Here is a 22329-nt window from a genome sequence, read left to right on the forward strand (position 1 = left end):
TTATTCTTCGTCAGGGAACCATTCTTGAAGTAAATCGCGTGAACGCTCTAGCTCTTTCTGCCAAGAATTAACACCGACGACTGTCGGTTTCAATAAGATCACTAACTCTGTTTTTCTAGAAATTTTTGATGTGTTGCGAAATAGGTGACCAAGAGCTGGAATATCACCTAAGAATGGAACTTGCGAGACTTGATCGACAGTGGCTGATTTCATTAAACCGCCGATAACCACAACATCACCATCACGAGCACGGATCACTGAATCTGACTCACGAATTGAACTTTTTGCTAGCGGCAGAAGAATATCGTTAAAGTCGCCACCGAGGTTAAGCACTTTATTTTCCTCTTCCACATCTATAACCGCGGGGTGTACATGCAGTAGCACATTGCCTTTATCATCAATCTGCGGCGTTACATCTAAAGATATGCCAGAAAAGAATGGCGTCAACGTGACTTCAGGTACTGCCTGAGAGTTCTCACCACTGCCCGCATTACTCGAAAGTTCGGTCACATAGTATTGATCGGTACCGACTTTGATCACCGCTTTTTGATTATTAGCCGCCGTGACTCGCGGGCTAGAAAGCACATTCAAATCACCCTGAGTGTCCATAAAGCTCAATACAGCTTCGAAGCTACCGCTAGAAACGACAATGTTTGACTGCCCACCTAACAAAGAACCAATAGAATCTAAACCAGGTAAAGCACCAGGAACAATTGAACCGGCCGCATTCTTAGTAATCGTTCCGGTACCAATACTGTAATTTGTCCCGTTTGAAGAGAACATCTTATTCCAATTGATACCTTGCTGATATCCATCACTTAACGTGACTTCTAGAACTTTAGTTTCCAGAATAACCTGACGGTGCAAACGCTGTTGTGAAATATTTAGGAACTGTCTTACTTCTCGAATTTCATCAGGGTAAGCGCGAACGGTGATCACACTGGCTTGCGGTGTAACAACCACGCTTTGCCCGTCACCTGAACCGATTAATTGAGCTACGGCTTTTTCCAACTGAGGCCAGAAATCGCTTTCACTTGTGGTTTCAATTTCAGTTCCACCACTTGTTGTTGAGCTTGAATTTGATGAATCTGAGCTTGATGAATCAGAAGAACTGCCAGAAGAACTTGAGCCATTCTCAGTAATTGAACCTGTTTTTATTGAAGTTAATGAACTACCCGCACGTTTCATTTGCAAGTAATCCACAGGGATCGTCACTGAACGCAGGCCTGCAGGAAATACTTGAAGTACCTTGCCTTGCTTTTCAACATCATAGCCATACATATCGCGAACAACGTTTAACACTTCATCCAGTGTGACATCGGTCAGGTTTACCGTAATTCGGCCATTAACGCTAGGGTGAATAGCAGCACTAAACTCTGTACCCTTAACTAAACTAGTAAAAAAGGCCTTGGCATCAACATTATCAGCTTGAATTCGGAAACGTTTTACTGGTCCGCCAATCGCTAACACTGAGTTATTCAGATCAGGCATGAGGTCATCTTGAACAGAATCAGGCAACTCTTGCAAATTGCGACTATTAGATTCATTAATCGCTTCATTCAGCGCTTGTTTCACTTCAACAGGATCTCTATGCCCCATTGAACAGCCAGCCAATGATGCCACTACAATTCCTAATACGATTTTTCGCATATTCTCACTCAAACCTTTTTTGTTCTGATTCATATTTAGTGCTTAATATTTAGAGAGAAAAGTTCTAACTTCCAAGTTTTGCTACCACGTTGAAGAGTGACATCTTCTGCATTTACCTGCTTCACTCGGTAACCACGAATTGTATTTCCTTGAGTGACCACTTGATCATTAAGGATGGCATAGCATGGAGCCTCATCTTTACACACAATACTTTGAAGTGTCGGTAAACGATATGTGAGCACCCTCTTTTTCTTAACAACCTTATCTGCTGGTGCCATCCAACCAAGTGGAGCCGTTGGATCTTGAGCAGCAAAAGCAGATAATGAAATGCCCATAAGACATACAATGATAGATTTAACCACCGATAAACTCCTGCCTAGTCCCCAATGTGTAAACTTCTAAGATCAAACGAGCTTCTGGGTACTTCTCTACAGAGTAGTTAAAGTGTCTCCAGTAATATTTTACGGGTAAGTTTTCTAGAGCATTTAGATACTTTTCTATCGCAAAATAGTTTCCTGTCAGTTCTATCCGAACAGGATGTACAAAGTAGCCAGAGTAATGGCCTTCACTTTGATCGTTATTTTTGACAATTGGTTCAGCATTTAGTGATTCCAGCGAGATTAGCTTAAGATCTTTACCACTCACTAAAACACTTTCCAATAAATGAGACATTTGGGTTGGCGCAACTAAGCTTTCTATAATTTCAGATAATTGAAGAGAGAGCTCCTGACTTTGAACAATTAAGCTTTGATATTCTTTATCAATCTCTTGATCCGGATCTTTACTTAATTTCGCGGTTAAAACCATTAACTCACTCTCAGCAAGTTGATTGTTTTGCTTTATCTGGCGTAGCTGATTTTTTGAATTATTATAATCTTGGAGGCTAGGTTCCACTAGGAAAGTCAGAAACACAAAGAAGAAACCCACCGCGCCACACAGTAAAATCAACCACTTTTCACGCGAGCTTAACGCCATGAATTTATCGTTTAGGAGTAGCCATTGTTGCTTCACTATTTAGTGCCTCCACGAGTATGCAATTCAAATGTCACAATATCTTGTTCGTTTCTACCAATTTTAAGTTTATCAAAGGTACGTCCAACCAAATTCAATTCATGTTTGAACTGACTGATCCAGTTTGGAATCACGCTGGCATTTCTCGCGACACCTTTTAAATCTAAGGTGTTAGCATTAATGGTAATATGACTTAGTGATATATCTCGGCGACCTAATGTTGCCAGTGCGCTCATCACTCCTGAGTATCCAACTTGTTGCGATTGGTCATACTCTCCAACCGCAGATAGAGAACTTTGTTTCGCAGAAATTTCAGCTTTTAAACGATTAATAGCCGCGATTTTTTCGGGTGTCGGCACATGACGCTCAAGCTTTTTCTTAAGCTCAGTGGTTTGTTGATTGAGTTGCGCGGCTTGCTGCTGCTGTTGAGCGAGTTCAACTTCCAACGTTGAGATTTCATAGCGATAGTAGCCATATGTTCCAAGCATAATAGCGGAGATAACACACCAAGTTCCGACAACGTTAGCAAGGCTGAAATACTCTTTTTTCGGCTTGAGGTGAGTTGGATAAAGGTTTACAGAGAACCCTTTTAGCTGAGTTGCAATGCGCTCAATGATTTGGCCAGATAGCTCTTGTTCTCCCTCAATAAGGCGAGAAACCTTAGCACTTAAACGATCATTAAGTTCTCGAGCAAGCTCCTCCTCATCTTCATCATCACAACATACTTTTAACTGATGGAGCTGAGTACCTTTCAGCTGTGATGACAAGTAGTCAATCGAACGCTGTAACTCTAAAGCTAAACCGTCAAGCTGAAGTGAGCTAGAAGCCGCTCCCGTTAATGGCGGAGCCACACTTCGAATCGTTCGCTGGAAACAGACCGTCTGATTAACAAAAGCACCTATCTTAAAGTTGCCTTTTTTACTTCGCTGCAAAAGCATGAAGTTTTCTAGCTCACCCGCAGAGTGTCCCCATAATTCATCTTCAGGGAGTACTGCATTGAGTGTTCCTCCTGCTGCGTTAATCAATGCAAGCAAGCGGTCCAGTAACTTTTTAGACAACACATAAGCTTGCACTTTGTTGCCAGTCGGTAGAGCAATGGCATCCGTTACAATATCGGTAACTCGCTCAGTGATAAGCTCTTTCAATAAAAATGGCAGTGCAACAGGCCATTCTTCTTTAGGAAGTTCTGGTTTTTCTATTTGATAGGTTTGATAGTGATTCGCATTAAGTACCACATTCAATGGGGCATCAGATAACTCAACTTGCTTAAGCGCTTTTTCAAATGCCCCTTCCCAATTTGAACCTTCAATTGGGATGATCGCTGATGCGGCAGAGCTTGAGCCTGCTGAGAAATAAATTGCATCAGGTTGAATGACAGCAAAGAGCTGATTTTCATTAACTGCAGCAGGTCTAAATTTTTCTAATAGGGACTTTAATTTCATATCGAATACTGTTACTTCTGTCGCCAACGATTTCGTCTACCAGGTTTAACTGTCGTGTCATTTTTAACGCTTTTAGCGGGCATTAAAGACTCTTCAACACCAACATAGCGTCCTTGTAATCCATGCACACCTAGCTCACCTAATGTTTGCCACTCTTGTTTATTTTCGACGCCAACGGCAATAACTTGAGCATTGGTGTCAGCACAAGCGCCAATCATACTTCTAACGAAGAGTTGGTTTTCATGTCTTTGATCTATTTTCTTGATAAGGCTTCGATGTAGTTTAAGGTAATCGACATTGAGATCTTTAATATAGTGAGTGCTTACAATCGTTCGACCCGCTTGGCCGACGATGATTTTACACCCTAAACCAGATAACATTTTAACAACTGGTCTCATATAATCTAAATGCTTTACGAGCCGACCTTCTGCAAACTCAAAACTCAATGAACTTCGTAACTCTGTCGGGAGTTGTAATAGCTCATATCTAAACCACTTGAAATACTGTTTATTTGAAAATGGAACTACATTCAGGTTAATAGAGTAGCATACTGGGTCCTTTGACGCTTTCAAAAAATTGACTATTGAGGTAATAACTGCTTGATCCATTTGCTGTTCATAGCCCACTAATTCGATTGCAGCAATAAAACGAGAGGTCTTAATTATCCCTTTTTCAGGATCGGTGATACGGGAATAAATTTCATGATGCAGCAACTCCTGCTTACCGGAATCTGATTTTAAAAAGCAAGCTTGCTTAAATAAATGAAGATTTTCAGGCAACAAAGCTTTGTCAAACAGGGTTCTCCAACGAACACTTCCTCTCTCTTCTTCAACCTGAGTTTGCTTTTTAAAGCGACTCCAGTTATTAATTCGTTGCAGTTGAGCACCTTTTAATGCGGTTTCCGCTTCATCCATAATCTGGCTATGTCGCTCACCGTCGACGTACATAGACACGCCAATATGGCACCAGTTTTCAGTTTCTAATGGCTCTGGTGGTGTGATTTTTTCTAGCTGACGAATACACTGCGATGCGACAACGGAGATCTCTTTCAGACCTTTTTGCGGAATTAATATGGCAAAATCAGCATCGTAATAACGAGAAAATATAACATCAGGGAAACGCTGGACAATATTTGAAAGTACGTTACCGACGTCAATAATAAAATTATCACATACCTCTTTTTCGTTCTCTTCAAGTACCTGCTCCCACTCCTCGATGCGAATGAGTAGCACCCCGCCACGAGCGCCACTCTCGTGCAGTGCTGATTCTAACTTACTGTCAAAAAGTACTCTATTTGCCGTTCCAGTTAGTTTGTCTAAGAAGGTTTGAGTTCGAATAAAGGTATCAAAACGACTGCGCTCTTGCCGAGCATCTTGCAACTCTTCAATTAAAACATCCAGAGCCTCGCTTGCAGTATAAGGCCACTCTTTATGATCACCTTTTGCGTGCTCTTCAACACGACCTGCAAGGATCATTCGCCCTCTCTCTTCTAATAACTCTGATCCTACTAACTGCGCTTTCAGCCAATGAACGCCACGGATCAGACAAAATATAACTAATCCCACCGCTAAGGTAATCGACCACATCGCTTCAAATGAATAACTATGACCAAGATACGGAGGAAGCGCTTTAAAGGTAATGCTATAACCGGGGCTTCGTTTCAACTGAAATGTACGCTCATGGAGGCGATCGGCGGCGACTTGTGGGGAGGTATCCCGAAAGCGGTAAACAACACCAGCAGAAGAGGAGAGTTGCATCTCGACAATATTAGATGCTTGTAACATTTTGGGCATCCACCCCTGCATTGAATATGCAGCATCGGGTGATTCCATCTCTTTATCTACAACCTCAACAATACCTTCAAGGTAGTGATTAAGATAATCTTGACCAATACGTTTAAATGATAATGTGCCACCAATAAACAGGATGAACATTGCGCTGATCACAATGACCGTCACAAAAGCAACTAAGCGAGTACTTAACTTGAGAGTAGGGGTATACCTCATGAATACAGAATCCCTGTTTTATTCACTTATTATCAATCCACACAAATAATTATCTTAATAATATTGTAAACGATGAATTAGAAACAGAATTCGCTAACTCTCTAGAAAATGAAAAAAACCGCGACATGCGCGGTTTTTTATTTCATAAATGCAGGTGAACCCACTTTATCTAATACGATTTAGCGTCCGTTCTGTTTAGAACGGAATGTCGTCATCGAAATCCATTGGTGGCTCATTGTACTGAGGCTGAGCTTGTTGTGGTGCTTGCTGCGGTGCACGTTGCTGTTGTGCTTGTGGAGCTTGCTGCTGCGGTGCCTGTTGTTGAGGTTGCTGAGGCTGTCCCCATCCACCTTGTTGTTGCTGACCACCTTGTGCAGGAGCGCCACCTTGACCACGGCCACCAAGCATTTGCATTACGCCGTTAAAGCCCTGTACAACTACTTCTGTTGTGTAGCGGTCTTGTCCACTTTGATCTTGCCATTTACGAGTCTGTAATTGACCTTCAATGTAAACCTGTGAGCCTTTACGTAAGTACTCACCTGCTACTTCCGCAAGCTTTCCAAATAATGCAACACGGTGCCATTCTGTTTTTTCACGCGGCTCGCCTGTTGCTTTATCACGCCATGATTCAGACGTTGCAATGGTGATATTCGCTACTGCACTACCATTTGGCATATAACGAATTTCAGGGTCATTACCTAGGTTGCCCACTAAGATTACTTTGTTTACTCCACGGCTGGCCATGTTTTGCTCCGTCTAGATTCATACGTATTAAAAATTCAGCCCACAAGAATAACACGCTTTACCCCTAGGACAAATCTCAAAGCTTAAACTTCCCGGTTTGATTTGATTTTGCCTCCATCAAGTCGCTGAGTTTCGGAGCAATCTTACTTTTTTGCCTGCTAACAAATCGCTTAGTTACTTATCAATTTGAAGCCTAACGCAAACCAGAATATAAGCAATAGAACACATAAATCAAAAGTGCCACTGTTTAAACAAGTCAACAGGAGGCTCCCTATGAAAAATACCAGCTACACCAGAACGATCTACTTCCTATGCCTTGAGCCAACACTTATTCATCCAGATGTTGACCTCATAGCACAGAAGTTGAGGTTGACGATCCCACGAATCTCCCCCATTGAGCTTATGGAAGCTTTTCAAAGCCATAAACATAAGATTCTATTATTGGATTATCAAACCCATCGTCAAATTACCCAACAAGTTCAGGGTTTACCACTAACCAACAAGAATTTCGAAACTATTTTGATTAATGTTGAGAAACGCTTAACAACCGATGAACTGCTCACTTTTGGCAGCCTTAAGGGCGTATTCTATAAAAATGATGACCCTAAAATAATAGCCCAAGGTCTTGGCGAAATTATCAATGGTCAAAATTGGTTACCAAGAAAAGTGAGCAGTCAACTTCTACACTACTATCGCCATATGGTTCATTCTCACACCACTCCAGTCTCTGTCGATCTAACGTTAAGAGAGCTTCAAATTCTACGTTGCTTACAGTCTGGTTCATCAAATACTCAAATTGCAGATGACCTTTTTATTAGTGAATACACCGTAAAGTCACACGTTTATCAAATATTTAAAAAGCTCTCGGTTAGAAATAGAGTCCAAGCTATAGCCTGGGCCAACCAAAATCTTTTATCATGCTAAAGATTCTCACTTATGAGTTAGCAAATTCTAGATAGCGTCATATTTCAGATATCAATTCATGCTACAGTTGGCCAAAATATATAATCTTACAGATAAAGGGTTTTACCATGATCAAGAAATGCCTATTTCCGGCAGCGGGTTACGGCACTCGTTTTTTACCTGCAACAAAATCAATGCCTAAAGAGATGATGCCAGTGGTCAATAAACCACTCATTGAGTATGGCGTTGAAGAAGCAATACAAGCAGGAATGACGGGGATGTGTATTGTTACAGGACGTGGCAAGCACTCGATCATGGATCATTTTGATAAAAACTATGAATTAGAGCATCAGATTAGCGGCACTAACAAAGAAGAGCTGTTAATTAATATTCGTGAGACGATCGAATCTGCAAACTTCACTTACATCCGTCAGCGTGAAATGAAAGGCTTAGGACATGCAATTCTGACTGGCCGTGAGTTAGTCGGCGATGAACCTTTTGCTGTCGTGCTTGCTGATGACCTATGTGTAAATGAAGATCAAGGTGTTCTAGCTCAAATGGTTGCGCTATATAAGCAGTTCCGTTGCTCTATCGTTGCCGTCCAAGAAGTGCTAGAAGATGAAACACACAAGTATGGTGTGATCTCAGGTGAAATGATCAAAGATGATCTTTTCCGTGTTGATGATATGGTTGAAAAACCAGAACAAGGCACCGCACCAAGCAACCTAGCAATTATTGGCCGCTACATCTTAACTCCAGATATTTTCGAATTGATTGAGCAAACCGAACCAGGTAAAGGCGGTGAAATTCAAATCACCGACGCTCTACTTAAGCAAGCGAAAGCTGGATGCGTACTTGCCTACAAATTCAAAGGTAAACGATTTGATTGCGGTAGTGTAGAAGGCTATATTGAAGCAACCAACTACTGTTTTGAACATCAATATAAGAAAGACATTCAAAAAGTAGAGCTAGATAAACACTCGACGAAAAAAGAAGATTAACCTCTCCATTTGATTCTAAATAATGCGGCTTTTATGCCGCATTATTTGTTTTTAGATACTGTTTTTTTATCCAGTAAAACTTTGCACAAATCTCACACTATGTAATACTTGCTTCACTTGGTATTACATGAGCATTCAAGATGGACAAAATTGAAATTCGAGGCGCCCGCACTCATAACCTTAAAGATATTAATCTTACTATTCCGCGAGATAAGTTAATCGTAATTACTGGGTTATCAGGATCGGGTAAATCGTCACTCGCTTTTGATACCTTGTATGCGGAAGGCCAGCGGCGCTATGTAGAATCTTTGTCTGCGTATGCTCGCCAGTTTCTCTCTTTGATGGAGAAGCCGGATGTCGATCATATTGAGGGTTTATCTCCAGCCATCTCTATCGAGCAAAAATCCACCAGCCATAATCCTCGTTCAACTGTCGGTACCATTACCGAAGTTTATGATTACTTACGTCTTCTATACGCTCGTGTGGGTGAGCCTCGCTGCCCTGAACATAAAACACCACTAGCGGCACAGACCATCAGTCAAATGGTCGACAAAGTATTGGAGCTTCCATCAGGTTCAAAAATGATGCTGCTTGCACCTATCATAAAGGAGCGAAAAGGCGAGCATGTAAAAACATTGGAAAACTTAGCTGCTCAAGGATTTATTCGTGCTCGTATCGATGGTGAAACTTGTGATCTTACCGATCCTCCAACGCTGGAACTCCATAAAAAGCACACCATTGAAGTGGTCGTTGATCGCTTTAAAGTTCGTGATGATCTTAAGCAACGTTTAGCGGAATCTTTCGAAACAGCATTGGAGCTTTCTGGCGGTATTGTTGCCGTGTCTTGGATGGATGACGATACTCAAGAAGATATTGTTTTCTCTGCTAACTTTGCCTGTTCTCAATGCGGTTATAGCATGCAAGAGCTTGAACCCCGCTTATTCTCTTTTAATAACCCCGCAGGGGCATGTGCGACTTGTGACGGATTAGGCGTACAACAATATTTTGATCCTAGCAGGGTGATCTTAGATGACAGCTTAAGTATTGCCGAAGGTGCGATAAAAGGTTGGGATCAGAAAAACTATTACTACTTCCAAATGCTGAACTCTCTCGCAGAACACTTTGGCTTTGATCTCTTTGCTCCATTTAAAAGCCTGCCAAAGAAAACTCGCGATATTATTTTGTCAGGTTCCGGTCGCACTGAAGTCGAGTTTAAGTACATCAACGATCGAGGCGATATTCGAGTAAAACGCCATCCTTTTGAAGGCATACTCAATACACTTGAGCGCCGATATCGCGATACTGAATCCAACTCGGTTCGTGAAGATCTCGCGAAATACATCTCCACCAAGTCATGCTCAAGCTGTCATGGCACTCGCTTAAGAGTTGAAGCGCGTAATGTATTCTTAAATGATACTCCCCTGCCAGAAATCGTTGAGATGAGTATCAGCGAAGCGATGGACTTTTTCCAAAACCTTTCACTCACTGGTCAACGAGCTCAAATTGCAGATAAGGTGATGAAAGAGATCAACGACCGCCTGCATTTCTTAGTCAATGTCGGTTTAAATTATCTGAACCTTTCTCGTAGCTCTGAAACATTATCTGGTGGTGAAGCACAGCGTATTCGTCTTGCAAGTCAAATTGGTGCCGGATTAATGGGCGTCATGTATGTTCTCGATGAGCCTTCTATTGGACTACATCAACGAGACAATGAACGTCTGTTAAAAACTCTGGTTCACTTACGAGATCTAGGTAATACCGTGATTGTGGTTGAGCATGATGAAGATGCAATTAGATGCGCTGATCATGTCATTGATATCGGCCCTGGAGCTGGTGTTCATGGTGGACAAGTGGTTGCAGAAGGCACGATGGATGAGATCATTGCCAACCCAAATTCTCTCACAGGCCAATATCTCAGCGGTGTTAAAGAGATCCCTATACCAGTAGAAAGAACACCAATGGATCCTAAGAAAACCGTTCAACTTTTAGGGGCTACGGGGAACAATCTAAAATCTGTAGATCTCTCCATCCCAGTTGGCTTATTCACTTGTATTACTGGTGTTTCAGGATCAGGTAAATCAACGCTAATCAATGATACTTTCTTTAAAATCGCTCACACGCAATTAAATGGCGCAACAACGGCGGTTCCATCGCCTTATAAGAAAATAGTAGGGCTGGAACACTTCGACAAAGTCATCGATATTGATCAAAGCCCGATAGGAAGAACACCTCGATCTAATCCTGCGACTTATACGGGGATCTTTACCCCAATTCGAGAACTGTTTGCAGGGACTCAAGAATCACGTTCCCGAGGATATAAGCCCGGACGATTCAGTTTTAATGTCCGAGGCGGTCGCTGCGAAGCATGTCAGGGCGATGGTGTTATCAAAGTCGAGATGCACTTTTTACCTGATGTCTATGTTCCTTGTGATATATGCAGTGGTAAACGCTACAACCGAGAAACTCTAGAAGTTAGATATAAAGGAAAGAGCATCGATGAAGTGCTCAATATGACTGTTGAAGATTCACGCGAGTTCTTTGAACCCGTACCCGTTATTGCTCGTAAACTGCAAACACTGATGGATGTTGGTTTGTCTTACATTCGATTAGGCCAAGCGGCAACGACACTGTCTGGCGGTGAAGCACAGCGTATCAAGCTAGCTCGTGAACTTTCTAAACGAGATACAGGCAAAACACTCTATATTCTTGATGAGCCAACAACAGGCCTTCATTTTCATGATATTCAACAACTATTGACCGTTTTACATCGCCTTAGAGATCGAGGTAATACGGTAGTTGTCATTGAGCATAACTTAGATGTGGTAAAAACTGCTGACTGGGTTGTCGATCTTGGACCTGAAGGCGGCCAAGGCGGTGGAGAAATTGTTGCAGAAGGCACGCCTGAAAATGTCGCCCTAGTCGAAGGTTCACACACTGCACGCTTTCTTAAGCCTATGTTGAAATAGAAAAAAACGGTAAAGTAAGAGCAATAGTCGCTTATCTTAATAATAAGTAAGCGACGGTTGGTTTCTTCTTATTGATTGGAATAAAAGCATTATGGCCACATTGCATGTAGGCGGAACACAATTAGAAACGAAAATGGTCAATGCTCCTTTGAACCGTATCTTCACACTCTCCCTAGGTGTCGTTTTCTTATTGGCAATGCACTTTTTCATGCCAAATCCTGGCGGTTCGGGGTTAGCACTCTCTTTCAACCCGACTACATGGATGGCGTTTAGTTTCAGCGTCGCTATTGGGCTCTATCAACTTGCGACCAATCGAGTCCTAAGGTATTCAAAGCTAACCATTGGCTTGTTTGTTTGCTGCATTCTGCTAACCGTGCCTATCTTTTATCTCAATGCGAATATTGAAAGTGTTAGTAATCGCTTACTTGGCCTTTGGGCTGGCTTCATATTTTTTGTGATCTTACAGCAATTCATGTTTAGTAATCGTCATAAACAGCGACTGCTCTGGCTTATCGTTCTTGCTATCGTGATCCAATCTATTTTTGGGTTATACCAATACCTTCTGTTAGAACCGGGGAATATCTTTGGTTATAACACTCTATCGAATCGTCCATATGGTATTTTCCAACAACCTAATGTTATGGCCAGTTTTCTGGCTACAGGGCTGATTCTATCTGGTTACCTTATTACTACGCAGCCGCACAAGTACAACAAAAAACTGAATGAAGTCGCTCTGCTTTATATTGTTCCTGCTTTAACCGTTCCTCTACTCATTGCGCTGGCGTCAAGAACTGGTTGGTTAGGCGCAATTTTCGGAACGATATGTATTCTGCCCTACCTTTACCGCTTCTCCACATTAAAACGCTGCGTTGGTTGGTGCATATCCGTATTGATTGGTCTCGCTCTCGGTGTAATGCTCATTCAATCGGAAGGCACGGACGATTTTGTCACCGCGAAAGCAGATTTAGAAACACCAAGAACTTATACGTTTCCACAAGCACTCGATATGGTGATAGAGAAGCCATTCACTGGTTACGGCTATGGTAAGTTTGAATCTCAATATATTTTGTATACCGCAAGGCAGCATCAATTAAATAAAGGTTATACTCCTGGTCTGCCAGCGATGGATCACCCTCATAATGAACTATTATTATGGGGTGTCGAAGGTGGCGTTGTTCCAGTTATTGGTATTTTACTTGCCGCAATGCTTGTGTTGTCACGAATTTATACGGCAAAACGAGGCACAAGGCTGGCACTGTTCGCACTATTTATTCCCATTGTATTGCACTCCCAGCTCGAATATCCGTTTTACCATTCAGCCGCGCATTGGCTGATTTTCATTATTCTCATTTTTTGGGTTGATCAACGCGTATCCAAATATAAAACTCAGTCCTTTTCAGTAATCAGTAAAACATTATTCAGAGTCTTGAGCTTGGTTATCCCAATTCTGACCAGTTTTTATATGCTCAGTGCTTTGCACACTAACTACATACTGACTCAATTTGAACGTTCAGCTCCCAAAGATCCTGATATTTTAAAGCAAGTCACAAACCCCGTAGTTTGGAAGGACCGTTTTGATTGGGATGTTTACAGCACTTATCTCAATATTGGGTTATACACAGAAGATTCAGCTTTGATAAAACCATATGTATCTTGGTCTTTAGATATTATTAAAACCAAGCCGCGTCCAGCTTTCTACAGCAATCTTATTTTGGCTTATCAGGGGCTTAGCGACCCAAGTAGAGCTGAGCAAGTCAGGGCCGAAGCTCGTTTCTTGTTTCCAAATAAAGACTTCTCGAAGGTTCAATACACTCCGCCATCGTCAGCCGTCTCTCAATCTCCTGCAGCGAAACAATAGACACAAAAATGGCGAGTTAATAGCTCGCCATTTTAAATCGCACTAACTCAATACAGCTTAAGTCAGCGACTCTTCTAACGCTCGTAAGCATAACGACACATTTTCATTGCGTGCTGCATAACCCATCAAACCAATTCGCCAAGCTTTACCCGCCAAAGCGCCAAGGCCAGCACCAATCTCAAGGTTATACTCATTCAATAAATGCCCTCGAACCGCCGCTTCATCAATACCTTCTGGGATAAACACGGCATTAAGCTGAGGTAATCTGCTCGCTTCATCAACCACAAAGGTGAAACCCAGTCGCTCAAGGCCACTTTTCAGTTTTTCATGCATCTGTTTATGACGCTTCCAAGCCTGTTCAAGCCCTTCATTTTGGAGTAACACTAACGCTTCATGCAGTGCATACAAACTATTGACAGGTGCAGTGTGGTGATAGCTACGTTTTCCTTCTCCGCTCCAATAGCCCAACACTAAACTTTGATCAAGAAACCAACTCTGAATCGGCGTTGATCTCGATTCAATTTTTTCAATGGCTTTAGCAGAGAAAGTCAGAGGGGATAGGCCAGGAACACAAGACAGACACTTTTGGCTTCCTGAATAAACCGCGTCTAACTGCCATTCATCCACCAGCAAAGGCACGCCACCTAAAGAGGTAACAGCATCGACAATCGTTAAAGCACCGTAATCTTTTGCTAACTTACCTAACGCTTGAGCATCACTCAATGCTCCTGTGGACGTTTCTGCATGGACAAAAGCGAGGATCTTCGTATCCGGGTTTTCAACTAATGCCTGCTCAACTTTACCAATGGAGACGGGTTTACCCCATTCATCGTCCACTAGGACTACTTCACCACCACAACGGATCACATTTTCACGCATTCGTTCGCCAAACACTCCATTGCGGCAAACAATCACTTTATCGCCTGGCTCAATGAGGTTAACAAAGCAAGCTTCCATGCCCGCACTGCCTGGAGCTGAAACAGCAATAGTGAACTCATTTTCAGTCTGAAAGGCATACTTTAGTAGTTGTTTAAGTTCATCCATCATTTGAATAAAAAGTGGGTCAAGATGACCAACAGTTGGACGACTAAGCGCTTGTAAGACCTGCGGTGAGATATCCGATGGTCCCGGCCCCATCAATGTTCGATGTGGTGGAAAAAAACTTTGAATTGGCATAAACGCTCCTTGCGAATGGCTATATGAGTGAATAGGTTAATCGAATTTTCAGCGAACAACAATTCGACTCAAGTATGAGGTCAAACCAGTGTCACAAAAATGTTAAATTTATTTTATGCATAGTAATTGACTTTTCTTCCCTAAAAACGTTCAATGTCTAAGCTATCTAGCAGAAGAGGAGCATTGCCCAGGCAGATGTTTTGTGGAGCCTCAACTCCAATACAAACCATTCATGGGGAGCAATGCCGAGGTAATTCAAAGTTGTGGCTTTGAGTTGTCGGTTGAACGGGCTGAATCCCTTCGACTGTCATCAGTTCTATCTGATGAGGAGCTTCTGAGGTGTTCTATTCTATTATTGCCTCTGCTCAATTCTCTCTTCAAACATTGGATGTTGGATTACCAATCCGTAATTATTTATCAGGAAGTCGTGGGAGATATATCGTGAGCACATTGAATGTAGCTGGTTCTTTTAACGTTGCAAAATTTGGCGGGACAAGTGTCGCTAACTTTGAAGCAATGAGCCGTTGTGCTGCAGTTGTAGAAAACAACCCAAACACTAAACTCATCGTCAGCAGTGCGTGTTCTGGCGTGACGAATCTATTAGTTGAATTAGCGAATGGCGTTACCGAATCAACACGTCGCCAAGAGTTGATTAATAAGATTGATAAGATTCACAAAGCAATACTTAATCAATTAACTGACGCTCAGTCGATTAAACCATCAATCGATACCATATTGAATGATGTTGCAAGTTTGGCTGAAGAATCGGCATCTCAGCCTTCCGCGAGACTCACCGATAATCTTGTCGCTTGTGGCGAGTTAATGTCGACGCACATTTTGACTCAACTAATGCGAGAGCGTGGAATTCATGCGGTAAGGTTTGATATTCGCGAAATACTAAAAACTGATAGTGCGTTTGGAAAAGCAGAACCTCAATTAGACATCATTTCCTCACTTGCAAGTGAGAAGCTCTCTCCTCTTTGCCAAGAACATGTTGTTGTCACTCAAGGCTTCATTGGATCTGACTCAAACGGCCAAACTACTACACTTGGAAGAGGAGGCAGTGATTATAGTGCCGCACTTATTGCTGAAGCAGTTTCAGCATCAGGTTTAGAAATTTGGACAGATGTCCCAGGTATCTACACTACAGATCCTCGTATTGCGCAAAAAGCCTCCCCAATTCCAGAAATTAGTTTTAGTGAAGCCTCTGAAATGGCCAATTTTGGGGCCAAGATCCTCCACCCTTCAACTTTATTACCTGCATTGCGACACCAGATCCCCGTTTTTGTTGGATCCTCAAAAGAACCAGAGAAAGGAGGGACATGGATTCGTCAAGAGGTCGCCAGCGCACCTCTTTTTAGGGCTCTCGCGTTACGCTGCAATCAAACCATGGTGACACTGCGCAGCCCAAACATGTTTCATGCTTACGGCTTTCTGGCCGATGTTTTCCAGATTCTAGCTAAGCATAAAATCTCTGTTGATTTAATCACCACATCTGAAGTAAGTGTCTCTCTCACTCTTGATCAAACCGATACCGCAGGCGGAGCACCTCAATTACCAAGCATTGTAAAACAAGAACTTGAAGCACTGTGCACCGTCGATGTAGAGCACAACCTCTGCCTTGTTGCCCTTATTGGTAATAACATGAGTGAAAGTAAAGGATACGCGAAACAGGTATTCAGCACGCTGGAAGACTTTAATTTACGCATGATTTGTTACGGTGCCAGCCCGCATAATCTTTGCTTCTTACTCCACGAGTCGGTTGCCAAAAGCGCCATTCAAAAACTCCATCAAGAGTTATTCGAAGAGTCATAATTAATACGACCACGAACAAAAATGCCCGCTGATGATCAGCGGGCATTTTATTAAGACACTTTTCTAATTGATATTAGGCCCAAGCCATTTTTCGGCTTCCAACTTATCCCACCCTTTACGATCGGCATAGCTTTCCACTTGATCTTGTTGGATCTGCGCAATCGCAAAATAGCGAGAATCAGGATGTGAGAAATACATTCCCGAAACCGACGCGCCCGGCCACATTGCATAGCTAGACGTCAATGACATACCAATCGCTTCTTCTACATTCATCAACGTCCATAATGTCCCTTTTTCTGTATGTTCAGGACATGCTGGATAACCAGGAGCAGGTCGGATGCCTTGGTATTTTTCACGGATCAATTCATCATTTGATAAATTCTCATCAACCGCATAACCCCAAATATCCTTACGTACTTTCTCATGCAAATATTCAGCGAAAGCTTCAGCTAAACGGTCAGCCACAGCTTGAATCATAATGGCATTATAATCATCGCCTTTAGCTTTATAATCGTCAGCCAATTCACGCTCCCCAATCCCTCCAGTCACCGCAAAACCACCAATCCAATCCGCTTTACCACTCGATTTTGGTGCAATGTAATCTGACAGGCAGTAGTTAAACCCTTTCGGTTTAGCCGTCTGTTGACGTAAGTTATGCAAGATATCTAAGACTTCAGTGCGTGATTCATCTGAATACACTTCAATGTCATCATCAACACTATTTGCAGGGAAAAGTGCACACATACCACGAACTTTGAGCAATCCTTCTCGTTCTACCCGATCAAGTAACTCATTCGCGTCTTGATACAAGCGCTTCGCTTCTTCACCAACTTCTTCATGATCAAGAATTGCAGGATATTTCCCCATCAATGACCACGTCATAAAAAATGGCGTCCAGTCGATGTAATCTTTCAGTGTGGCAATGTCCACATCATCAAAAATATGGACTCCCGGTTTTTTAGGTGCTGGCGGTGTATAAGCTTGCCAATCAATCTCAACTCGATTCGCTCTTGCTTCTTCAAGTGTAATAGGTTTCGTTCGTGGTGTTTTGCGATTATGCTGGTCTCGAACTCGGTCATAATCTAGATCAAGCTTTTCAATGAAGGCTGGTTTTAGTTCATTAGAGAGTAAAGAAGTACAAACCCCAACCGCACGAGAAGCGTTGTTGACATAGACAACTGGCTGATTGTAGTTCTGTTCAATTTTAACTGCGGTGTGTGCTTTTGACGTTGTCGCACCGCCAATCAATAGTGGCAAATCAAATCCCTGTCGTTCCATCTCTTTTGCCACATGTACCATCTCATCAAGCGAAGGCGTTATCAAACCTGATAATCCGATAATATCGACATTCTCTTCTTTGGCGACCTTCAGTATTTTTTCGCAAGGAACCATTACTCCTAAATCGATAATTTCATAGTTATTACACTGCAGCACGACCCCTACAATGTTTTTACCGATATCGTGAACATCTCCTTTTACAGTTGCGAGAAGAATTTTACCATTCGTGCTTCCCGCTTCTTTTGATGCATTGATAAAAGGCTCTAAGTGAGCAACGGCTTGCTTCATCACTCGGGCTGACTTAACCACTTGAGGCAAGAACATTTTCCCTTCACCAAAGAGGTCACCAACCACGTTCATCCCATCCATTAATGGGCCTTCTATCACTTCAATAGGACGACTCGCATTTGTTCGGGCTTCTTCAGTATCTTCGACAATAAAATCAGTGATCCCCTTGACTAAAGAGTGTTCTAAACGTTTCTCTACAGGCCAAGTTCGCCATTCAAGTGCTGACTTATCTTCAACTTTTCCAACAGCCCGTTCCAAATATTCTGTCGCGATATCTAATAGGCGTTCTGTAGAGTCATCTCTTCTATTTAGGACTACATCTTCAACTGCTTCGCGTAAATCTTCAGGGACATTGTCGTAAATCTCAAGCTGGCCTGCGTTAACAATTCCCATATCCATACCATTTTTAAAACAGTGATATAGAAATACAGCATGGATAGCTTCACGAACGTAATTATTACCGCGAAATGAAAATGAGACGTTTGAAACACCACCAGAGATCATGGCATGAGGAAGTGTTCGTTTGATATCACCGACCGCTTCAATGAAATCGACCGCATAGTTATTATGCTCATCAATCCCTGTCGCAACGGCAAAGATATTGGGATCGAATATAATGTCTTCAGGTGGAAAGCCAACCTCATCGACAAGAATGTTATAGGCGTTAGTACAAATTTCTATTTTACGTTCACGTGTATCGGCCTGCCCAACTTCATCAAATGCCATAACAATCACAGCAGCACCATAGCGACGAACGAGCTTGGCTTGCTCTACAAACTTTTCTTTGCCCTCTTTAAGAGAGATCGAGTTAACAATACCTTTACCCTGAATGCATTTAAGTCCGGCTTCAATCACTTCCCATTTAGAGGAATCAACCATCACTGGGACTTTGGATATCTCGGGCTCAGAAGCACATAAATTAAGGAAGCGAACCATACACGCTTCGGCATCAAGCATTCCTTCATCCATGTTGATATCGATAATTTGGGCACCATTTTCAACTTGTTCCTGCGCAACACTTAGAGCTTCATCATAAAGTTCTTCTTTAATCAGACGTTTAAAGCGAGCAGAACCCGTAACATTGGTACGCTCACCAACGTTAACAAACAATGATTCTTTGGAAATAGTTAAAGGTTCTAAACCAGAAAGTCGACAAGCAATAGGAAGCTCTGGCAAAGCTCTTGGCGTAATATTTTCCACAGCCTGAGCCATCTGACGAATATGTTCAGGCGTTGTGCCACAACAGCCACCAATAAGGTTCAAAAATCCACTTTGAGCCCACTCTTTGACATGTTCAGCCATGTCTTCTGGTGACAAATCATATTCGCCAAATGCATTAGGGAGGCCTGCGTTAGGGTGAGCAGAAACACTACATTCAGAAATACGCGACAATTCATCAACATAGGGGCGAAGTTCATCTGGCCCCAAAGCACAGTTCAAACCGAACGATATAGGTCGTACATGCCTTAGTGCGTTGTAAAAAGCTTCTGTAGTTTGTCCTGATAAAGTACGCCCAGATGCATCTGTTATAGTTCCTGAGATCATGACAGGAAGCGAATAACCTAACTCATCAAAAACCGTTTCAACCGCGAATGCACATGCTTTAGCATTCAGAGTATCAAATATAGTTTCAATCAGGATGAGATCGCTCCCTCCCTCAATCAAGGCAAGCGTCGATTCAGAGTAAGCTTCTACTAATTCATCAAAAGAAACATTTCGGTAGCCAGGATCGTTCACATCTGGCGAAATGGAACAAGTTCGGTTAGTTGGACCTAATACACCTGCCACGTATCGCGGCTTATCAGGTGTCTTTTTAGTCCATTCGTCAGCTGCAGTTCGAGCGAGTTTAGCCGCAGCAAAGTTAATATCTCGACTCAGCGATTCCATGTCATAGTCAGCCATGGCAATGGTCGTCGCATTAAAGGTATTAGTTTCTAAAATATCAGCACCCGCTTCTAGGTACTGATGATGTATCTCACTAATAATTTGAGGTTGGCTAAGTACTAATAGGTCATTATTTCCTTTCAGATCGCAATGCCACTCAGAAAAACGCTCCCCTCGATACTCCTGTTCTTCGAGTTTGTAGCCCTGGATCATAGTTCCCATGCCACCATCAATAAGCAAAATCCTCTGCTTAAGTTGAGCTTCTATCTGTTTTCTTATATTGCTTCCCACAATACCACCTCATTCCTTTAGTTGTTCTAATATCCTATCACAGAAAAAGTAGAAATCTAGACGTCTATAACTCCTTTATTCTTGTTCAGAAGAAACTAATAACTTCACAGAGCATTAACAAAAACTGTTTGCTATTTGGGCTTTATCCGCTGAAAATATTATTCATATTTTGTTACAAATAGGTCCGTGAATGTCTGTCTATTACACTCTTTGCTTTTTATCCGCTGCTGCCATGATGATTGCTTTTATAAACAGCAAGATAGGAAAGATGCAAACCACCATTGCCATAACAGCTGGCGCTCTAATGTTATCTTTGCTTATCATTATTGCAGGACAAAATGATTGGTTTCAATTAACAGAAGTCGCCACAGATACGATGGCAACCATCAACTTTGAAGATTTCCTACTTAAGGGCATTTTAGGCTTTCTATTATTTGCAGGAGGTTTGGGGATAAAACTTCCGAATCTAAAAGATCAAAAGTGGGAAATCACGACATTAGCGTTAGGTGCTACATTATTCTCCACATTTTTCATTGGCTTCATTCTATATACATTCTGTCAACTCTTTGGAATTGATTTTGACTTAGTCTACTGCCTCTTGTTTGGATCACTAATATCTCCAACCGACCCTATCGCTGTGTTAGCTATAGTGAAAAAGCTTGATGCGCCAAAGCGGATATCAACTCAGATCGAGGGCGAATCGCTGTTCAATGATGGCTTTGGTTTGGTTATTTTTGTCACTTTATTCACTATTGCTTTTGGCACGGAACAACCAACAGCTAGAAGTGTCACCATGCTGTTTATCCAAGAAGGGCTGGGTGGCATAATCTACGGTTTCGCCTTAGGTCTTCTTTTTCACTACCTCATCAGTTCTACTAATGATCACTCTATGGAGCTGCTACTGACTATAGGCATCCCAACGGCTGGCTATGTATTTGCCGATGTTATACACGTTTCAGGGCCGCTTGCTATGGTTGTCTCTGGAATTATGATCGGCAACTGGACACGCTACATTGGTTTTTCGAAAGAGAGTGAAGAACATCTCGATCACTTTTGGGAACTCGTCGATGAGTTTTTAAACGGCGTGTTATTTCTATTAATTGGTATGTCGATGCTACTTTTTGAATTTCACCAAGAAGATTGGCTCTTAATGATATTCGCTATCCCACTTGTTCTTGTCAGTCGTTATTTGAGTGTGTGGATATCATACTTAGGCTTTCGTCGCTTTCGAACTTACAATCGATGGTCGATAAAAATACTGACTTGGGGTGGACTCAGAGGAGGGCTTGCGCTTGCAATGGCACTATCTATTCCATCGGGCGTAATGGTCATTCCAGATAAAATGATAGATGTTAAAGAGATTCTACTTGTCATGACATATGCCGTTGTTGTTTTCTCAATTCTAATTCAGGGATCAACGATTACACCACTAATAGAAAAAGCGAAAAAAGAAGAGAAAAATAACGTGTAATGATTATGCAATGGAGATTGGATCTTTTGTAAAAAACCATGTTCGTGAATAAATTTAAACACTCCACTACATTCACTAATTGTAATTTATTCTCTAATTAAGGCTACCAGACTATTGTAATAACGATTGATGGATAGCCTTAATAATACTGATTTCAAAACTTGTAATATCAATTCCGTTAATTTTATGACCTAATAAAGACTCGTAAAAGGAGTCCTTATGAAGCATGACTTTCCGAGTTTGATTAATTCCACAACCAATGCTCGACTTCGAATGCGTTATTTAGCCGTTTCTCATTTTGTTGACGGAAAAAGTCGCACTAAAATAACTAAGTACCTTAAAGTTAGCAGAGTAAGCGTCATAAATGGGTCAAAGCATATCTTGATAATGGTCTTGAAGGACTTCAAGAGAAACCACATTCTGGTAGACCCCATCGCCTAACTGATGAGCAGAAATTACAAGTCAAAGAATATGTTATCGAGCACGCAGCTAATACCAATTAGAGAAAAAATATGATCTCATTAGGGCGTCGCCATCTTACGGGA

General features: G+C 42.0%; 14 protein-coding genes, 1 pseudogene and 1 riboswitch. Of the genes and pseudogenes, 7 read left to right on the top strand and 8 right to left on the bottom strand.

Annotated elements, in window-relative coordinates; genetic code table 11:
* From mshL to FCV43_RS05325, 6 genes are all read right to left on the bottom strand, one after another.
* Positions 1 to 1650 (bottom strand): pilus (MSHA type) biogenesis protein MshL, encoded by a 1650-nt coding sequence (gene mshL / locus FCV43_RS05300; RefSeq protein WP_136994217.1) that lies wholly within the window; start codon positions 1648 to 1650, stop codon positions 1 to 3.
* A 35-nt stretch (positions 1651 to 1685) separates the two neighbouring features.
* Positions 1686 to 2012 (bottom strand): MSHA biogenesis protein MshK, encoded by a 327-nt coding sequence (locus FCV43_RS05305; RefSeq protein ID WP_113799608.1) that lies wholly within the window; start codon positions 2010 to 2012, stop codon positions 1686 to 1688.
* A complete protein-coding gene (gene pilO / locus FCV43_RS05310; RefSeq protein WP_136994218.1) occupies positions 2005 to 2625 on the bottom strand; it encodes a type 4a pilus biogenesis protein PilO in 621 nt (206 codons plus the stop codon). Before pilO ends, FCV43_RS05305 begins: the two co-directional genes overlap by 8 nt.
* A 35-nt stretch (positions 2626 to 2660) precedes the next feature.
* Positions 2661 to 4103 (bottom strand): MSHA biogenesis protein MshI, encoded by a 1443-nt coding sequence (locus FCV43_RS05315; RefSeq protein WP_136994210.1) that lies wholly within the window; start codon positions 4101 to 4103, stop codon positions 2661 to 2663.
* Positions 4104 to 4114: 11 nt separating this feature from the next.
* A complete protein-coding gene (gene csrD / locus FCV43_RS05320) occupies positions 4115 to 6109 on the bottom strand; it encodes an RNase E specificity factor CsrD (protein WP_113799615.1) in 1995 nt (664 codons plus the stop codon).
* Between the two features lie 195 nt (positions 6110 to 6304).
* Positions 6305 to 6853: a single-stranded DNA-binding protein gene (locus tag FCV43_RS05325; RefSeq protein ID WP_017051191.1), complete on the bottom strand. Its 549-nt coding sequence runs from the start codon at positions 6851 to 6853 to the stop codon at positions 6305 to 6307.
* A gap of 273 nt (positions 6854 to 7126) precedes the next feature.
* Here FCV43_RS05325 and FCV43_RS05330 point away from each other — a divergent pair, with 273 nt between their 5' ends.
* The 4 genes from FCV43_RS05330 to FCV43_RS05345 all read left to right on the top strand — a co-directional run bounded on the left by FCV43_RS05330 (position 7127) and on the right by FCV43_RS05345 (position 13581).
* Entirely contained in the window at positions 7127 to 7777 is a 651-nt protein-coding gene (locus FCV43_RS05330) for a LuxR C-terminal-related transcriptional regulator (protein ID WP_136994211.1), read from the top strand.
* A 107-nt stretch (positions 7778 to 7884) separates the two neighbouring features.
* Positions 7885 to 8757 (top strand): UTP--glucose-1-phosphate uridylyltransferase GalU, encoded by an 873-nt coding sequence (galU, locus tag FCV43_RS05335; protein WP_136994212.1) that lies wholly within the window; start codon positions 7885 to 7887, stop codon positions 8755 to 8757.
* 140 nt (positions 8758 to 8897) lie between these two features.
* Positions 8898 to 11723, top strand: a complete 2826-nt coding sequence (uvrA, locus tag FCV43_RS05340; protein WP_017052830.1) for an excinuclease ABC subunit UvrA — start codon at positions 8898 to 8900, stop codon at positions 11721 to 11723.
* 91 nt (positions 11724 to 11814) lie between these two features.
* Complete coding sequence (locus FCV43_RS05345) at positions 11815 to 13581, top strand: PglL family O-oligosaccharyltransferase (RefSeq protein WP_136994213.1); 1767 nt, start codon at positions 11815 to 11817, stop codon at positions 13579 to 13581.
* A gap of 57 nt (positions 13582 to 13638) precedes the next feature.
* On the opposite strand, the gene FCV43_RS05350 is transcribed toward FCV43_RS05345, so the two are convergent.
* Positions 13639 to 14757: a pyridoxal-phosphate-dependent aminotransferase family protein gene (locus FCV43_RS05350; protein WP_113799626.1), complete on the bottom strand. Its 1119-nt coding sequence runs from the start codon at positions 14755 to 14757 to the stop codon at positions 13639 to 13641.
* A gap of 165 nt (positions 14758 to 14922) precedes the next feature.
* Positions 14923 to 15099: riboswitch (Lysine riboswitch) on the top strand.
* A 99-nt stretch (positions 15100 to 15198) separates the two neighbouring features.
* On the opposite strand from FCV43_RS05350, the gene lysC reads away from it, so the two are divergent.
* Entirely contained in the window at positions 15199 to 16572 is a 1374-nt protein-coding gene (lysC, locus tag FCV43_RS05355) for a lysine-sensitive aspartokinase 3 (protein ID WP_136994219.1), read from the top strand.
* 63 nt (positions 16573 to 16635) lie between these two features.
* Here the strand turns inward: lysC and metH are convergent, their stop codons facing one another.
* Positions 16636 to 20313, bottom strand: coding sequence for a methionine synthase (gene metH, locus FCV43_RS05360; protein ID WP_136994214.1), 3678 nt, complete (start codon positions 20311 to 20313; stop codon positions 16636 to 16638).
* A 190-nt stretch (positions 20314 to 20503) separates the two neighbouring features.
* Between metH and FCV43_RS05365 the strand changes: the two genes are divergently transcribed.
* Both FCV43_RS05365 and FCV43_RS20820 read left to right on the top strand, forming a co-directional pair.
* Positions 20504 to 21784 carry a cation:proton antiporter gene (locus FCV43_RS05365; RefSeq protein WP_136994215.1) on the top strand — a complete coding sequence of 427 codons (1281 nt, stop codon included), beginning with the start codon at positions 20504 to 20506 and terminating at the stop codon, positions 21782 to 21784.
* A 371-nt stretch (positions 21785 to 22155) separates the two neighbouring features.
* Positions 22156 to 22287: pseudogene (locus tag FCV43_RS20820) on the top strand (helix-turn-helix domain-containing protein); the annotation flags it as partial.
* Positions 22288 to 22329: the final 42 nt, after the last annotated feature.

It is taken from the genome of Vibrio genomosp. F6 (assembly GCF_005146325.1).
Taxonomy (GTDB): domain Bacteria; phylum Pseudomonadota; class Gammaproteobacteria; order Enterobacterales; family Vibrionaceae; genus Vibrio; species Vibrio cortegadensis.

What these genes read in the sequence shown, in the direction of transcription:
- mshL (WP_136994217.1), bottom strand. Translation starts at nt 1,650, where the DNA reads ATGCGAAAAATCGTATTAGGAATTGTAGTGGCATCATTGGCTGGCTGT.
- pilO (WP_136994218.1), bottom strand. Translation starts at nt 2,625, where the DNA reads ATGGCGTTAAGCTCGCGTGAAAAGTGGTTGATTTTACTGTGTGGCGCG.
- FCV43_RS05315 (WP_136994210.1), bottom strand. Translation starts at nt 4,103, where the DNA reads ATGAAATTAAAGTCCCTATTAGAAAAATTTAGACCTGCTGCAGTTAAT.
- csrD (WP_113799615.1), bottom strand. Translation starts at nt 6,109, where the DNA reads ATGAGGTATACCCCTACTCTCAAGTTAAGTACTCGCTTAGTTGCTTTT.
- FCV43_RS05325 (WP_017051191.1), bottom strand. Translation starts at nt 6,853, where the DNA reads ATGGCCAGCCGTGGAGTAAACAAAGTAATCTTAGTGGGCAACCTAGGT.
- FCV43_RS05330 (WP_136994211.1), top strand. Translation starts at nt 7,127, where the DNA reads ATGAAAAATACCAGCTACACCAGAACGATCTACTTCCTATGCCTTGAG.
- galU (WP_136994212.1), top strand. Translation starts at nt 7,885, where the DNA reads ATGATCAAGAAATGCCTATTTCCGGCAGCGGGTTACGGCACTCGTTTT.
- uvrA (WP_017052830.1), top strand. Translation starts at nt 8,898, where the DNA reads ATGGACAAAATTGAAATTCGAGGCGCCCGCACTCATAACCTTAAAGAT.
- FCV43_RS05345 (WP_136994213.1), top strand. Translation starts at nt 11,815, where the DNA reads ATGGCCACATTGCATGTAGGCGGAACACAATTAGAAACGAAAATGGTC.
- FCV43_RS05350 (WP_113799626.1), bottom strand. Translation starts at nt 14,757, where the DNA reads ATGCCAATTCAAAGTTTTTTTCCACCACATCGAACATTGATGGGGCCG.
- FCV43_RS05365 (WP_136994215.1), top strand. Translation starts at nt 20,504, where the DNA reads ATGTCTGTCTATTACACTCTTTGCTTTTTATCCGCTGCTGCCATGATG.